Genomic DNA, 15,062 nt, shown 5'->3' on the forward strand with positions numbered 1-15,062 from the left:
ATCCCGCCCCGAACGGGGGCGAGATGTCCCGTTCCGCTCCCTCCTCCGGGGCCTCTGGGGCACCATCCGTCACATGCGAACCGGATCGGTGTGCAGGACGGCCACGACGTGCCTGGCGACGGCGGTGGCCGCCGCCGTGCTGACGGTCGCCGCCGCGCAGCTCGCGGCGGCGGCCCCCGGCCCGGTGCCCGTGGCCGCGCAGCAGGACGACGACGGGTCGGGGCAGCGGGCGCCGTCGCGGACCGCAGCCGGGCCGGTCCCCGCGGGCACCGAGCTCGCCGAGCCGGTGGCCGGCACCCGCACCGTCGACGTCTCCGACGCCGGGGAGCTGGAGTCGGCCCTGGAGGACGCCGCACCGGGTGACGTCATCCGGCTCGCCGCGGGCACCTACGAGCCGATCGAGATCACCGCGTCCGGCACGCCGGAGGCCCCGATCACCCTCACCGGCCCGGCCGATGCCGTGATCGACGCGGGCGACGACTCCGGCTACGCGGTGCACCTGCAGGAGGCGAGCCACTGGCAGCTCGCCGGGTTCTCCGTGGTCGGCGGGGGCAAGGGGATCGTCGTCGACGGCGGCGGCTCGAACCTGCTCGACTCGCTCAGCGTCGGGCGGACCGGTGACGAGGCCGTGCACTTCCGCTCGTCGTCGTCGGGCAACACCATCCAGCGCTCCCGCATCCACGACACCGGGCTGGAGCAGCCGCAGTACGGCGAGGGCGTCTACGTCGGCAGCGCGAAGAGCAACTGGCGCAAGTACGGCCTCGACGGCGGCCCCGACCTGTCGATGGACAACCGCATCCTGGAGAACACCTTCGAGCGAATCACCGCGGAGAACGTCGACATCAAGGAGGAGACCGGCGGCACGATCGTGGCCCGCAACGACTTCGACGGCTCCGCGATCAGCGGCGAGAACTACGCCGACTCCGTCGTGGACGTCAAGGGCTTCGACGCGCAGATCCTGCACAACGTCACCACCGGCCGCAGCGACCGGCTCGGCAACATCATCGAGACCCACGTGATCACCGAGCCGGAGACCTCGGGCTGCGGCAACGTCATCGAGGGCAACCGGGTCGAGGGGTTCGAGCCGACCGGCGAGCTGGTGGCCGTGGACCGCAAGTGCGACTAGCGCGCCCGGAACACCACGGTGCGCAGCAGGACGAAGTTGACGACCGTGGCCACGCCCTGCGCCAGCACCCACGCCGCGCTCGTGCGCAGCGGCATCACCGGCAGGAACGCCAGCGCCAGGGTATTGACGCCGACGTTGAGCGCGAACGTGGTGCCGTAGAGCAGCACGAACCCCGCGAACCGGCCCTTCCCGCCGCCGGAGGCGGTGAAGGTGTAGCGGCGGTTGAGCAGGTACGCGGTGGTGGTGCCGAGGACGAACGAGACGCCCTTGGCCACCGGCGGGATCACACCGAGCTGGAGCAGCAGGTGGTAGACCCCGAAGTCGACGGCGGCCGACACCACCCCGACGGCCACGAAGCGGGCGAGCTGCCCGCGCAGGCCGGGAGGGGTGGTGTCGGTCGCCGTCACGTCACGAAGGGTAGCGGGGCGCTCAGGCGGCCCCGATGAACCCCTGCTCCGCCAGCCAGGTGCGGGCCACCTCGCGCGGGGCGAGGCCGTCGGCGGAGACCTGCTTGTTCAGCTCGGCCATGGTCGCGTCGTCCAGTGCCGCGGCGATGGGCTCGAACACCTGCGAGATGTTGGGGTCGCGGTCGTAGGCCTCGCCGCGCACCGTCACCGACGCGTTGTAGTTCGGGTGGTACCTCTTGTCGTCCTCGAGGACGCGCAGGCCCAGCTGCGGGATGCGGCCGTCGGTGGTGAACACCAGGCCGAACAGGCAGTCGCCGTCGGCGGTGGCCTGGTAGATGGCGCCGGTCTGCAGGATGGTCGGCGCGGGCACCTGGAAGCCGTAGGTCGTCTGCAGGCCGGAGATGCCGTCGTCGCGGCTGGCGTACTCGGTCTCGATGCAGACCGAGCCGGGCTGGCCGGAGTTGATGTAGGCCGCCATGTCCGACAGCGTCGTGAGGTTCAGCTCGGCGGCCTTCTCCTCCTTGACGGCGAACGCGTAGGTGTTGTTGAACGGCGTGCGGCCGATCCAGTGGATGTCGTTCTCGGCGAGGTCGCGGTCGCGTACGGCGACGTACTGCTCCTCCTCGTCCGGGATCGGCGTGGTCTCGCCGAGGAAGGTGATCCACCCGGTGCCGTTGTAGTCCCAGTACAGGTCGATGTCGCCGGCCAGCAGCGCGTCGCGGGTGGCCTGGGTGCCGCCGACGTTGCAGCGGTCGGTGACGGTGGCCTGCACCGACTCCAGCGCGGCCACGGCCACCTGGCACAGGACCAGCTGCTCGTCGAAGTCCTTGCCGCCGACGGCGTAGGACTGGCCCTCGAGCGACACCGAGTCCGACAGCCCGCCGCCCGCGGCGGACGGCCCGGAGGCCTCCAGCCCGCCGCACCCGGCCAGCGCGACCGCGGCGAGTGCCGCGGCCGCTGCCGTCGCCGTGCGACGGCTTCCCCTGCTCGTCCAGCTCACGATGTGTCCTCCTCGGTGGTGGTGCCGGCGCGGTGGCGACGGCCGGAAGTCAGGAGCCGCGGCGGGCGACGGCGTACTCGGCCAGCCCGCCCAGCCAGTCGACGAGCAGCGCGAGCGCCGCGACCAGCGCGGCGGCGAGCAGGGTGCCGTTGGGCCGGCCCAGCCGCAGCATGCCGTCGATGATGTTGCCCAGACCGCCCGCGCCGATGAACGTGGCGAGGGTGGCGGTGCCGACGTTGAGCACCAGCGCGACGCGGACGCCCGCGAGCATGACGGGCACCGCCAGCGGCAGCTCGACCTGCAGCAGCGTCTGCCGGGCCGACATCCCGATGCCGCGCGCCGCCTCGACGAGGCTGCGGTCGACCTGCCCCAGCCCCACGACGGTGTTGGTCAGCACCGGCAGGAACGAGGCGATGACCAGAGCCAGGATCGCGGTGGGCTGGCCGAAGCCGAGCGGGGTGAACGCCAGCAGGATGATCACCCCGAACGGCGGGAGCGCCTGCATGAAGCCGCCGAACGCGAGCAGCCCGGGGCGGACGCGGCGCAGCGCGGGCCGGCTGAGCAGGATGCCGAGCGGGATGGCCAGCACGATCACCAGGACGGTCGAGACCGCCATGAGGAACAGGTGCTCGCGCAGCCGGTCGAGCACGACGTCGGGCGCCAGCGCCCGCTGCTCGACGCTGTCGAGCGTCTGCGTGGACAGGTAGCCGAGCACCAGCGCCAGCCCCACGACGATGATGACCGGCACGCCGACGAGCCTGCGGTCGATCCGGCTCCGCCCGGAGCGGATCGGGCCGGCCACACCGCCGGGGGCCAGCGCGGTCACTGGACGCGGCCCTTGGTCTGCATCTCGCCGACCAGCGCGTCCCAGCGCAGCGCCCCCTGCGCGCGACCCGCGTCGTCGACGACGAGGACGAGCGGCGCGCGGCCGTCGAGCATCACGTCGACGGCGTCGTAGACGGTGCCGGTGATCGGCACGGTGCGCAGCGGGGGCAGGCCCGCCGCACCCGGCAGCGCGGCCCACGCCGTCGGGCGGCCCTGCGCGTCGGCGGTGTAGACCGGGACCTCGCGGCCGTTCGCCTCGCTCTGCGCCACGACCGGCTCCAGCAGCAGGCGGTCCAGCCCCAGCAGCGACAGCCGCCGGACCGCCGCCCCGCTGCCGACGAACTCGGCGACGAACTCGTTGGCCGGCTCGGTGAGGATCTTCTCCGGGGTGTCGTACTGCTCCAGGACCCCGCCGGGGCCGAACACCGCGATCCGGTCGCCGAGCTTCACGGCCTCGGTGAGGTCGTGGGTGACGAAGCAGATCGTCTTGGCGATCTGACGCTGCAGCTCCAGGAACTCGTCCTGCAGGCGCTCGCGGGTGATCGGGTCGATGGCCCCGAACGGCTCGTCCATCAGCATCACGGCGGGGTCGGCGGCGAGGCCGCGAGCCACGCCGACGCGCTGCTGCTGCCCGCCGGAGAGCTGGCGGGGGTAGCGGTCGCGGAACTGGGCGGGCTCCATGCCCACCAGGTGCAGCAGCTCGTCGACCCGGGCGGTCACCCGCTTGCGGTCCCAGCCCAGCATCTTCGGGACGACGGCGATGTTCTCGCCGATCGTGAAGTGCGGGAACAGCCCGACCTGCTGGATGACGTAGCCGATGCGGCGGCGCAGCTGGTCGGCGTCGACGTCGGTGACGTCCTCCCCGGCGAGCAGGATCCGCCCGCTGGTCGGCTCGATCAGCCGGTTCATCATCTTCAGCGTGGTGGTCTTGCCGCAGCCCGAGGGCCCGATGAACATCGCGATCGTGCCGTCGGGGACCTCGAGGGTGAGGTCGCGGACGGCGGGCACGTCCTGCTTCGGGTAGGTCTTGCTCACGCCCTCGAGCGCGATCATGGCGCCGGAACCGGCCGGGCTGGTCTCAGGCACGGATCCCCCTGGGGGTCGTCAGGCGGCCGACGAGGGCGAAGACGATCTCGTACACCGCGGCGACCAGCAGGCAGCCGAACGTGCCGACCACCACCTGGTTGAACGAGTTGACGGCCCCGAGCCGGGCCAGGCCCGCGAAGAGCAGCTGCCCGAGCCCGGGACCGCTGACGATCGCGGCCACCACGGCGATGCCGATGAGGATCAGCATCGCGACGCGGATCCCGGACAGGATCACCGGCCAGGCCAGCGGGAACTGGATGCGCACCATCCGGCGGACCGGGCCCATGCCCATCCCGCGGGCGGAGTCGAGCACGGCGGAGTCGACGGAGGACAGCCCGGCCACGACGTTGCGCAGGATCGGGTAGACGCCGTAGATCGTGAGCGCGACGAGCGAGGGCGTGGCGCCGAGGCCCAGGGCCGGCTGCAGCACGCCGAAGAGCGCGAGCGAGGGGATCGTCAGGGCCACCGAGGACAGCAGGAGCAGGGCCTCGCGGCTGCCGGCGCGGAACCGGGTGGACCACGACGGGGGGGCCAGGCCGGTGGTGTGCAGGGCGACCCCGAGCGCGACGGCGATGAGTGCGGCGAGCCCCACGGCGTAGGCCACGAGCAGGAAGTGCTGCTGGACGCGGAAGAGCAGCTCGGAGGAGTTCCGGACGACGTACTCGTCGAGACCCAAAGCCCACCCCCCTCTGCCGCGGCGCGGTGACGCGGACGGCGCACCATAACCCGATCGCGTGGGGCCGGTCGGGTGATCGCGACCTATCCGTGATGTGGGATCAGAACTTCAGACCACCCACCTGGTAGCGCCGCCGCACCGTCACCGAGCCCATCCCGGTGCGCCCGTGCACGACGAAGTGCACCGACCCGGGGCGCGGGCGCGAGGGCACCTTGCTCTTGACCGTGCCCATGCCGGAGGCCACGTCGTCGACGTTCGCGGTGGCGTCGTCGGGCACCAGGAGGCGGATGCTGCCGGCCCCCACGTCGACCTCGATCTCGACGACCGCGTGGTGGATCGTGGTGTCGCAGAAGTCGAGCACGATCGTGCCCATCGCCGACTGCAGCCGCAGGCGGGCGGGCACGTCCCAGTCGCCGGTGCGCTTGATCGTCGACATGCCGGCGCGGAGCACCACCGGAGGCCCCGACGGGGTGGACGGCACGGCGGCCGCCGCCGTGACCGCGGCGCCGGGGAGGTCGGCCAGCGGCGGCACCAGCTCGGCCTCGTAGCGGGCCGCGTAGACGACGGAGAGCCGTTCCTCCAGCTCGGAGACCGTGATCCGGCCCTCGGCCAGCGCCTGGTTGAGCCGCGCGGCGGCGCGCTCCCGGTCGGCGTCGGAGATCCGGATTCCCGGCGGATCGGGCGGCTGGACGGTCACGCCGTCGAGGATAGTGCGGGCGCGGCCGGTGGTCCGTGCGCGCGTAACCTGACCCCGATGCCGAACACCAGCCTGCGCGGATGGGGACGCACCGCGCCCACCCGCGCGCACGTCGTCCCGGTGCGCTCCGCCGCCGACGTCACCGCGGCCCTCGCCTCGGCCGGGCCGCGCGGGGTGATCGCCCGCGGCCTGGGCCGCTCCTACGGCGACCCGGCGCAGAACGCGGGCGGGACCGTCCTGGACATGACCGGGCTCGACCGCATCCACTCGGTCGACGCCGACTCCGGTCGCGTCGTCGTCGACGCCGGCGTCAGCCTCGACACGCTGATGCGCGCCGCGCTGCCGTTCGGGCTGTGGCTGCCGGTGCTCCCGGGCACCCGGCAGGTCACCGTCGGCGGGGCGATCGGCGCCGACATCCACGGCAAGGCCCACCACGTCGTGGGCAGCTTCGGCAACCACGTCGAGTCGCTCGACCTCGTCACCGCCGACGGCCGCGCGCACACCCTCACCCCGTCCGACGACCTGTTCTGGGCCACCGTCGGCGGCATGGGCCTCACCGGGATCGTCGTGCGGGCGGTGCTGGTGCTGCACCACGTCGAGACGGCGTACTTCACCGTCGACACCGAGCAGATCGACAACCTCGACGAGCTGATGGCGCGCCAGTCCGTCGACGACGAGAAGTACGCCGAGACGGTGTCCTGGTTCGACGCCGTGACCACCGGCGACCACGCCGGGCGCGGGCTGCTCATGCGCGCCAACCACGCCACCCTCGACGAGCTGCCGCCGAAGCTGCGCGCCCACCCGCTGCGCTTCGACGCCCCGCAGCTGCTGACCGTGCCCGACGTCTTCCCGCCCGGGCTGCTCAACCGCTTCACGGGCAAGCTGTTCAGCGAGCTCTGGTACCGCAAGTCACCCACGAAGCTGGGGGCGATCCAGAACATCACGCAGTTCCTGCACCCGCTCGACGTCCTCGGCGAGTGGAACCGCGGCTACGGGCCGCGCGGGTTCCTGCAGTACCAGTTCGTGGTGCCGCTCGAGCGCGGCGACGTCGTGCGGGGCGTGCTGGACCGGATGCACGCCGCGGGCCAGGTCTCCGCGCTCAACGTGCTCAAGCGCTTCGGCGAGGGCAACCGGGCGCCGCTGTCGTTCCCGCGGCCGGGCTGGACGCTGTGCGTCGACATCCCCGTCAACGACGGGCTCGGGCCGCTGTGCGACGAGCTCGACGAGCTGGTCCTCGACGCGGGCGGGCGGCACTACCTGGCCAAGGAGTCCCGCACCACGCCCGAGGCGATCCGCCGCGGCTACCCGCGACTCGACGAGTGGCGCAAGGTCCGCGACGCCGCCGACCCCACGGGCGTGTTCACGTCCGACATGTCCCGACGCCTGGAGCTCACCTCATGATCGATGCCGTCGGCAACCCGCAGTCCGTCCTGGTGATGGGCGGGACCAGCGAGATCGGCCTCGCCGTCGTCGAGGCCTTCGCCTCCGACCGGCCGCTGCGGGTCGTGCTCGCCGCCCGGAAGTCCGACCGGCTCGACGCCGCGCGGGCCCGGCTGGAGGCGCTCGGCTGCGCGGTGGAGACGGTCGAGTTCGACGCCACCGCCCCGGAGACGCACACCGAGGTCGTGCGCACCGCGTTCGCGGGCGGCGACATCGACGTCGCGCTCGTCGCGTTCGGGCTCCTCGGCGACAACGAGGTGGCCTGGACCGACGTCGACGCCGCCGTGGAGCTCGCGCAGGTCAACTACACCGCCGCGGTGTCGGTCGGGGTCGCGCTCGGCAAGCGGATGACCGAGCAGGGCCACGGCGCGATCGTCGCGCTCTCCTCGGTGGCGGGCGAGCGCGCGCGGCGCTCCAACTTCGTCTACGGCTCCACCAAGGCCGGGATGGACGCGTTCTACTCGGGGCTCACCGAGGCGCTGCGGCCCGCTGGCGTGCACGTCACCGTGGTGCGGCCGGGCTTCGTGCACACCCGGATGACCGAGGGCATGTCCCCCGCGCCGCTGTCGACGACGCCCGAGGCGGTCGCCGCGATCGTCGTCGACGCGGTGCGCAACCGGCGGGAGCTGGTCTGGGCACCGGGCCCGCTGCGGTTCGTCATGAGCGCCCTGCGGCACGTGCCGCGGCCGCTGTTCCGCCGTCTGCCGGTCTGAGCCCGGGGAGAACCACGTCCGCCCCTCCCGCCGTGTGGAGAAGGGGGCCACCGGCGGGAGGGACGGGCGGTTCTCCTACTCGCTCCCCGCGTGCAGGATCGTGGCGCGCACCTGGCCGGCGCGCTCGAACGCGCCCCAGGTGTCGGCGCGGTGGGTGGGCCGGCGGCGCTGCACGGAGACCAGCGCGGCGGCGAGCGTGGGCTGGCGGGTCGGCGAGGCCGCGTGCCGCGGGGCGGGCGGGAGGTAGGTCGTCGTCTCCGGGAGGGACTCGCGGGCCGCGAGGAACGTCGCCACCGTCGTGGGCACGGCCGGACGCGGGGCGCCGACGCGGCGCAGCGAGCGCCGGGCGGGCTCCTCGACCCAGCGGAACGCCGCGGCCGCCACCGGGTAGGTCGCGCCGATCACGGCGAGGGCCGCCAGGTGCCCGACGACCCCGCCGCGCAGCTCCGGCACGTAGGCCTGGGCCAGCCAGAAGACCTCGAACATCGGGATGTGGACCAGGTAGAGGCTGTAGGACACCTTCCCGCCCTGGACGAGCGCGGGACGGCTGAGCACCATCGCCGGGCCGCGGTCGGCCAGCGCGAGCGCCCCGACCAGCACCGGGAACCCGACGATCACGACGCCGCCGAACCCGGGGGCGACGAACTGCCCGGCCCACAGGCCGACCGCCATCGTCAGGGGCAGCACCCACGCCGTCGTCGACGCGATGCGGCGGACCAGCTCGGTGCGCGGCAGCCGCGTCACCACCAGGTGGACGAGCACGCCCGCGCCGAAGCCGCAGAGGATGCGGGTGACCCAGCTCCACGCGTAGTACGGGCTGCCGATCGTGGCGTAGGACGACGCGATCGGGAGCATCAGCGCCACCGCGGCGACGGCGAGCACGACCAGCGGGAGGTTGCGCAGCCGGTAGAACAGCAGCGCGGCCACCGGGAACAGCGAGTAGGCGAGCCACTCGGCGCTGATCGACCAGGTGGAGCCCACCCAGGACGCGCCGTCGAGGAACTCGTTGTTCCACATCTGCACCATCAGCAGCTGCTGGACCCACTGCCCGACGCTCATGATCGGCTGTACGCCCTGGAAGGCGATGTTCTCGTCGGAGCCGAGCAGGAGCCGGGCCAGCAGCCACAGGCCGAACAGGTGGAAGACCAGCGCGTAGACCGGCCACATGCGGCAGAACCGCGCCCAGACGAACCGCACCGTGGGGCCGACGTGCAGTGCCGGCCCCATCGATGCGAGGTAGGTGTGGGCGATCACGAACCCGCTCAGCACGAAGAACAGGTCGACGCCCAGCGCGCCGGAGGTGATCAGCGGCCCCAGCCAGCCGACCACCTCGGTGACCCCGCTCATCGCGGTGAAGTGGAAGTGGAACGCCACGACCCACACCGCCGCGACGATGCGCAGTCCCGTCAGACCCCGGATCTCACCGGAGGAGGAGGCTTGAGTGCCGGATGGAGTGGTCCGCGGGGCTGCGATCGTCACGTTGGGGGTAACGGGGGCATTCAGACCAGCGGTGCGGGTGACACCCGGACCGTACCTGGATGCCGAAAGCCGTCACTGTCCGCTCACGGAGGGTGCGACGACCGGGTGACCGTCAGCCGGTCGGGGACGAGGCGCCCGCGCCGGCCGTGGTCACGCTGGGCTACCAGCGGTCGAGGTGCAGCACCCGGTCGAGCGGCTCCCGCTTCGCGGGGCGGAACGTCTCGCCCGTGAAGTAGGCCGTAGGGAGCAGCACGCCCTGGCGAACGTCGGACGGGATGCCGAGCAGCTCGGAGATCTCCTTCTCGTAGCGCAGGTGCAGCGTCGTCCAGGCGCTGCCGAGCCCGCGGGCCCGCGCGGCGATCTGGAAGCTCCAGGCCGCGGGCAGCAACGAGCCCCACAGCCCGGCCTGGTTGCCGCCGGGCAGCTCCTCCCCCGCCGTGATGCAGGCGATGACGTGGACGGGCACCCGCCCCATCACCTCCGCCAGGTACTCCGCCGACGACGTCACCCGCTCCTGGACGGCCTTCCGCTCCTCGGTGTGGTCGGTCCCGGCCCGCCCCGCGTAGAGCGGCGAGTTGCGGTAGGCGTCGAAGGCCCGGGCGTAGTAGCCGCCGATGCCCGCCCGCAGCTCGGGGTCGGTGACGACCATCCAGTGCCAGCCCTGGGCGTTGCTGCCGGTGGGTGCCTGCAGCGCGACCTCCAGGCTCTCCCGGATCAGCTCCGGCGGCACGGGGCGGTCCAGGTCGAGGCGCTTGCGGACTGAGCGGGTGGTGGAGAGCAGTTCGTCGGGGGCGAGGTCGAGGGTCATGCTCCCGATCATGCACGTCACTCGACGGGGAGGCACTGCGCCGCGACGCGGGGGTCTCGGTCGTAGCGGTAGGACGTGCGCTCCAGTGCCCCGGTGACGTTGCGCACGAACCGGTCCAGGGTCAGCGGGTCCCGGTAGGACGCCAGGAGCTCCTGCGTGGCCGGGCACGCGAGGGCCGCCCGCGCGGCCGCGATGCCGGCCGGGTCGACGAAACCGGTCTCCGTCGTGCCTGAGTCGGCGACGAACCACTCGGGCGGCAGGTCCTTGTCGTGCCCGATCCGCCCGTCGGGCACCGACGTCGCGTGGGTGGCGAGCGGGTGGGTCAGGCCGACCCCGTCGAGGACGCGGGTGTCCAGCGGCGCCAGCTCCCCGGTGACACCCAGGTTGAGCCAGGTGATGGTGCTCGGTCGGTCCGGCGTGGGGAACAGCCACCAGCGCAGTCCGTCGGGGCCGGGGCCGGGCAGGGCCAGCGAGGGCCCCGGCGCACCGGCGAGCTCGGCCACGCCCTCCGGGGCGACGGGGTGGTCGACGAAGTCCTCGGCGACGATCGGGTTCGGCCGGTCGACGATCACGACGTAGTAGAGGCGCTCGTTCGCGATCCAGTTCGGTCCCAGGGTGTCGTACGCGGGCCGCAGGGCGAGCAGGGACGTCGCGGCCCACGCCGCCATGGCGAGCACCGGGACGGCGGTGCGCCGGGTGAACGGCACCGCCGCCAGCGGCAGGGTCAGGCAGAACAGGGCGGGCAGCAGCATCCGTCCGTGCATGAAGTCGCCCCCCACCCGCGTCACGTACGTGGCGAGCAGTGCGGACGACACCCACGGCACCGCGACGACGACAGCCGTCGCCACGGTGGCCGTGCGGCGCAGCCGGACCAGCAGCAGCACCGCGGCGACGAGGCCGATCAGCACGGGGACCACGAGCCAGTAGGTGTCGGTCAGGTCGCGCAGGTAGTGGTAGCCCTGGCGCCAGCGCGACGTGCTCGCCTCCTTGGCCAGCGCCGTACCGGGCACGAGCAGCCCGTAGTACCCCGCCCGGAAGACCTCGTAGGCCAGCGGCAGCGCCGCGGCGACGGCCGCCAGCCCCGCGATCCGCCGCCACCCGCGGCCGCGCTCCAGCACGACGAGCGCGGCCGCCGCGGCGAGCCCGAACAGCGCGAGGTCGGGCCGCACGAGCGGGGCCAGGCCCAGCACGGACGCGACGGGCCAGGCCCGGCCACCACCACCCGAGCGGTGCGCCTCCAGCCGGCCGACCAGGAGCCACCAGGTGAGTCCCAGCCAGCCCACGATCAGCCCGGTCTCCAACCCGGAGGTGCCGAAGTCCCAGAACGGGGGGAGCGCGACGACCACCAGCGCCCCGAACGGGGCCATCCACCGCGCGCCCCCGAACAGCCGCCGCGCCGCGTCGAGGGCGAACCCGACCCCGGCCACCGAGCACACGAGCCCGAGCGCCACGGCCGCCCAGTTGAGCGACACCCCGGCCAGGCCGGGCAGCGCGAGCAGGTAGGTCCACAGCGTGGAGGTGTTGGCCTCGACGCGTTCGCCCTGGTTGAAGACCGGCCCGGCCCCGGCCAGGAGCTGGCGGACCGTGCGCAGCACGATGAGCCCGTCGTCGCTCATCCAGCGACGGTGCCAGATCATCACGGCGAAGCCGACCAGCACCACCGCGAACCCGACGGTGGTGGCGGTGGCCGTGCGCGGCCGCGGGGGGCTGGGCGTGGGCGAGCCCGCGGGCTCCGCCTCGACGGTCGCGCTGATGGTCGCCACCTCACTGACTGGGGCCGGTCCGGGTCCGGACCATCGTCCCCGGCGGTGCCCGCGCGCCCGGTGGTGGGTCACCCGGGCGGTCGACGGAGCGGCGTCGCGCCCGCCTAGGGTGACGCCGTGCTCTCGCCCGCGCGGTCGGCGGCCCCGCAGGCGCCGCACACCCCTGCCGACTCCCGAGCGCGATCGGTGCTGGTACTGGGCCTGGTCGCGCTCCTCGCCGCGGTCGCGTTCCCGTTCGCTCCGGTGCAGCAGTCGCGCGTCGAGTACTCCTGGACCGCGAGCGACGGCCCCGCGGCCATCCCGCTGATGCCCTACGAGCCGGTCGCCCTCACCGTCACGACGAGCTGCGACGCGGTCCGACGCGGTGGTGTGCTGCTCTCGACCGTGCCGCTGCGGCCCGACCCTGCCGCCGAACCGCTCTCCGGTCTGCGCCTGGGCTCGGCGGACGGGCGGCTGTCCGTCGCGAGCGCCGGGTCGGACCTCGGCGCCGTACCGCTTCCCGACCGGCCCTGCGCGATCGTGCTGACGTCGGACCCCGCACGCACCGAGGTGCTCGTCGACGGGGAGCCGGTCCTCACCCGCGAGGGCGACGTGCGCCCGTCCGTCGCGGGGGCGTTCTCCGATGCCGGTGGCGGCGTCGCGCTCACGCTGACCGCCGACACCCGCTTCGAGACCACGATCTCCCCGCTCAAGGCCGGCATCGCCGCGGTCGGGGTCCTGGCGCTGCTCGGGATGCTCGCCGCGCTGGCCCGCGCGGACGGGCCCACCCGCGTCCGGCTGCTCCCCCGCCGCTGGTGGGTCCCCCGCCCCGTCGACGCGGCCGTGACGGCGCTGCTCGGCGCGTGGTGGGTGGTCGGGGCCGTCACCGTGGACGACGGCTACATCAGCGGGATCGTGCGCAGCCGCGGCAGCAACGGGTTCGTGGGCAACGTCTACCGCTGGCTCAACGCGCCCGAGGCCCCGTTCAGCTGGTTCTACGACCTGTCGCACCTGTGGTCGCTCGTCTCCGCCTCGACGCTGTGGATGCGCCTGCCCGCCACGCTGCTGGGACTGCTCACGTGGCTCCTGCTGTCCCGGGCCCTGCTCCCCCGGCTGGGCCGCGCGGCGCAGCTGCCCTGGCTCGCCGCGCTCGCGTTCGGCACCTGGTGGGTGCCGTACCAGCTGGGGTTGCGGCCGGAGCCGTGGGTGGCGCTGGGCCTGATGGGCGTGCTGCTCACCGTGGAGCGCGCGGTCGCGACCCGGCGCCTCCTCCCGCTCGCCGTCGGGCTGGTCCTGGCCGGGGCGACCACGGCGCTGACACCGGGCGGGATCGTCGCCTTCACCCCGTTCCTCGCCGCGGCCGTCCCCCTGATCCGCCTGGTGCGCGCGCGCACCGACCTGCACCGGTGGCCCCTGGTCGTCGTCGCGCTGGCCGCCCCGGCGTCGGCGGTGCTGCTGATGGTGTCCGACCAGAGCCTCGCCGCGGTCCTGGAGGCCACGCGGGTGCGGCAGCTGATCGGCGGCGGTGTCGAGTGGTACCAGGAGTACGAGCGCTACGCGCTGCTGCTCGAACCCGGCGGGTTCCAGGGCGGGATCGGACGGCGGGCGGCGCTGCTGGTCTCCGTGCTGGCCGCCGTGGGCGTCCTGGTGGCACTGCGCCGCGGCCGGAGCGGGCTGGCCGGCGGACCGGCGTTCCGGCTCGCCGCGTCGGTGCTGCTGTCGCTCGCCGTCATGACCGCGTCGCCGACGAAGTGGACGCAGCACTTCGGCGACCTCGGCGGGATCGGCGCGGCGGTGCTGGTGGCGGGCGCGGTGGCGTGGCGGTCGGGTGCGCTGCGGAGGCGTCCGGCCGCGTTCACCGCCGCATTGGCCGCCGCCACAGCGGTCGGGTCCGTGGTGCTCGCCGGGTACAACGCGTGGCCCTCCGCCTCGGGGTGGTTCGCCCCGACGTTCTCGACGCTGCCGCCGCAGGTGGCGGGCGTGGCCGTGGCCACGGTCCTGGTGCTGGCCGGGCTCGCCGTCGTCGCGGTGCTCGCCGCCCGCAGCGCCGCGGCACGGGCAGCGGGCCGGCCGGATCCGGGCGTACCGCTGCGGGTGCCCGGCCCGGTGCCGGTCCTCGCACTGGTGCTGGTGACCGTCCTCGCTCTGCAGGTGCTCAGCCTGGCGCGCACGGCCGTCGGGCACCGCGACAGCTACACCCTCGCCTCCGACGCCGTGTCCACGGTGGGCGGTGCACCCTGCGGGCTGCAGGAGCGCCTGTCGGTGGAGACCGACCCGGCTGCGGGGCTGCTCCCCGCCCGGACCGTCCCGGCCGTGCGCGGGGAGCGCCCGGTCGACGTCGGCGGCGCGCTGGTCCGCGGCATCGCGGTGGCCGGCTCGTCCACGACGGCCTGGTTCGCGCTGGACCCGGAGCAGCGCGCCGGGACCCTGCCCGTCGTCGTCACCACGTCCGGCACGCTGCGCCCCGGTGACGTGCTCCGCATGGAGTTCGGCGACGCCGGGGGCGCGGTGCTGGAGGTGCGCCCGCTCGGCACCGGCGACGTCCGGCAGATCGCGCCCGCGGGAGCCGAGTCGGTGCGGCTCGTCGTCGCGGGCGCGACCACGGCCGGCCCGCACGCGATGGTGACGCTGCCGCGCGCGCCCCGGCTGACCCGGATGACCGACCTCCTGCCGCCCGGGAGCACCGCCATCCTCGACTGGCCGGTCGCGTTCCTCTTCCCGTGCCTCGATCCCGAGCCGATCCGCGACGGGGCCGCGGGCCTCGCGGCGTGGCGGGTCGCCCCGCCCGCCGAGGACGACGCCGCGGCGATCACCTACGCACCGGGTTTCGGCGGCCCCTTCGCCGCGCCCCGGCTGCTCGTCACCGAGCGCACCATGGCGACCTACCTCGACGGCGACCCGATCCGCGACGCGGCGCGGGTCGTCCGCTGGGACCCGACGGAGCCGCTGGTCAGAGCCACACCCACCGTCACCTCCGAGACCGTGCCCGGGTGGGGACGAACCGGACGGGCGCGGGTGCCGGGGCTCGATCCGGTCGGCTGACACAATGACCCGAGACACCGA

Annotated in this window: 13 protein-coding genes; 4 read left to right on the forward strand and 9 right to left on the reverse strand. The window is 74.0% G+C overall.

What is annotated here, in order from left to right; all coding sequences use genetic code 11:
- Window positions 1-73 precede the first annotated feature (73 nt).
- The gene (locus H6H00_RS07575; protein WP_185720609.1) at window positions 74-1,126 is read left to right on the forward strand and encodes a right-handed parallel beta-helix repeat-containing protein; all 1,053 of its coding nucleotides are present in this window, start codon (window positions 74-76) and stop codon (window positions 1,124-1,126) included.
- Here the strand turns inward: H6H00_RS07575 and H6H00_RS07580 are convergent.
- The 6 genes from H6H00_RS07580 to H6H00_RS07605 form a co-directional block, all read right to left on the reverse strand.
- Window positions 1,123-1,533: a GtrA family protein gene (locus tag H6H00_RS07580; protein ID WP_185720610.1), complete on the reverse strand. Its 411-nt coding sequence runs from the start codon at window positions 1,531-1,533 to the stop codon at window positions 1,123-1,125. The genes H6H00_RS07575 and H6H00_RS07580 overlap by 4 nt on opposite strands.
- Window positions 1,534-1,555: 22 nt before the next feature.
- The gene (locus H6H00_RS07585) at window positions 1,556-2,533 is read right to left on the reverse strand and encodes a glycine betaine ABC transporter substrate-binding protein (RefSeq protein WP_185720611.1); all 978 of its coding nucleotides are present in this window, start codon (window positions 2,531-2,533) and stop codon (window positions 1,556-1,558) included.
- A 49-nt stretch (window positions 2,534-2,582) separates the two neighbouring features.
- On the reverse strand, window positions 2,583-3,359 hold the full coding sequence (locus H6H00_RS07590; protein WP_185720612.1) for an ABC transporter permease: 777 nt from the start codon (window positions 3,357-3,359) through the stop codon (window positions 2,583-2,585).
- A complete protein-coding gene (locus H6H00_RS07595; RefSeq protein WP_185722236.1) occupies window positions 3,356-4,411 on the reverse strand; it encodes an ABC transporter ATP-binding protein in 1,056 nt (351 codons plus the stop codon). The genes H6H00_RS07590 and H6H00_RS07595 overlap by 4 nt, the downstream gene beginning before the upstream one ends.
- A gap of 25 nt (window positions 4,412-4,436) precedes the next feature.
- Complete coding sequence (locus H6H00_RS07600) at window positions 4,437-5,120, reverse strand: ABC transporter permease (RefSeq protein WP_185720613.1); 684 nt, start codon at window positions 5,118-5,120, stop codon at window positions 4,437-4,439.
- A gap of 100 nt (window positions 5,121-5,220) precedes the next feature.
- Entirely contained in the window at window positions 5,221-5,817 is a 597-nt protein-coding gene (locus H6H00_RS07605; RefSeq protein WP_185720614.1) for a DUF1707 SHOCT-like domain-containing protein, read from the reverse strand.
- Between the two features lie 57 nt (window positions 5,818-5,874).
- On the opposite strand from H6H00_RS07605, the gene dprE1 reads away from it, so the two are divergent.
- Both dprE1 and dprE2 read left to right on the forward strand, forming a co-directional pair.
- The gene (gene dprE1, locus H6H00_RS07610) at window positions 5,875-7,218 is read left to right on the forward strand and encodes a decaprenylphosphoryl-beta-D-ribose oxidase (protein WP_185720615.1); all 1,344 of its coding nucleotides are present in this window, start codon (window positions 5,875-5,877) and stop codon (window positions 7,216-7,218) included.
- Window positions 7,215-7,970 (forward strand): decaprenylphospho-beta-D-erythro-pentofuranosid-2-ulose 2-reductase, encoded by a 756-nt coding sequence (dprE2, locus tag H6H00_RS07615; protein WP_185720616.1) that lies wholly within the window; start codon window positions 7,215-7,217, stop codon window positions 7,968-7,970. Before dprE1 ends, dprE2 begins: the two co-directional genes overlap by 4 nt.
- Window positions 7,971-8,045: 75 nt before the next feature.
- Here dprE2 and H6H00_RS07620 read toward each other — a convergent pair whose 3' ends face one another.
- The 3 genes from H6H00_RS07620 to H6H00_RS07630 form a co-directional block, all read right to left on the reverse strand.
- Complete coding sequence (locus H6H00_RS07620; RefSeq protein ID WP_255425626.1) at window positions 8,046-9,449, reverse strand: acyltransferase family protein; 1,404 nt, start codon at window positions 9,447-9,449, stop codon at window positions 8,046-8,048.
- A gap of 160 nt (window positions 9,450-9,609) precedes the next feature.
- Complete coding sequence (locus H6H00_RS07625) at window positions 9,610-10,257, reverse strand: nitroreductase family protein (RefSeq protein WP_221775822.1); 648 nt, start codon at window positions 10,255-10,257, stop codon at window positions 9,610-9,612.
- A 17-nt stretch (window positions 10,258-10,274) separates the two neighbouring features.
- Window positions 10,275-12,020 (reverse strand): arabinofuranosyltransferase AftB family protein, encoded by a 1,746-nt coding sequence (locus tag H6H00_RS07630; RefSeq protein ID WP_255425627.1) that lies wholly within the window; start codon window positions 12,018-12,020, stop codon window positions 10,275-10,277.
- 117 nt (window positions 12,021-12,137) lie between these two features.
- Between H6H00_RS07630 and H6H00_RS07635 the strand changes: the two genes are divergently transcribed.
- A complete protein-coding gene (locus H6H00_RS07635) occupies window positions 12,138-15,041 on the forward strand; it encodes an arabinosyltransferase domain-containing protein (protein WP_185720619.1) in 2,904 nt (967 codons plus the stop codon).
- Window positions 15,042-15,062 lie beyond the last annotated feature (21 nt).

The sequence above is a fragment of the Pseudonocardia petroleophila genome (assembly GCF_014235185.1).
GTDB lineage: Bacteria > Actinomycetota > Actinomycetes > Mycobacteriales > Pseudonocardiaceae > Pseudonocardia > Pseudonocardia petroleophila.

Excerpts from the sequence above, each read along its gene's own strand:
- H6H00_RS07575 (WP_185720609.1), top strand. The coding sequence starts at position 74 with ATGCGAACCGGATCGGTGTGCAGGACGGCCACGACGTGCCTGGCGACG.
- H6H00_RS07595 (WP_185722236.1), bottom strand. The coding sequence starts at position 4,411 with ATGATCGCGCTCGAGGGCGTGAGCAAGACCTACCCGAAGCAGGACGTG.
- dprE1 (WP_185720615.1), top strand. The coding sequence starts at position 5,875 with ATGCCGAACACCAGCCTGCGCGGATGGGGACGCACCGCGCCCACCCGC.
- dprE2 (WP_185720616.1), top strand. The coding sequence starts at position 7,215 with ATGATCGATGCCGTCGGCAACCCGCAGTCCGTCCTGGTGATGGGCGGG.
- H6H00_RS07625 (WP_221775822.1), bottom strand. The coding sequence starts at position 10,257 with ATGACCCTCGACCTCGCCCCCGACGAACTGCTCTCCACCACCCGCTCA.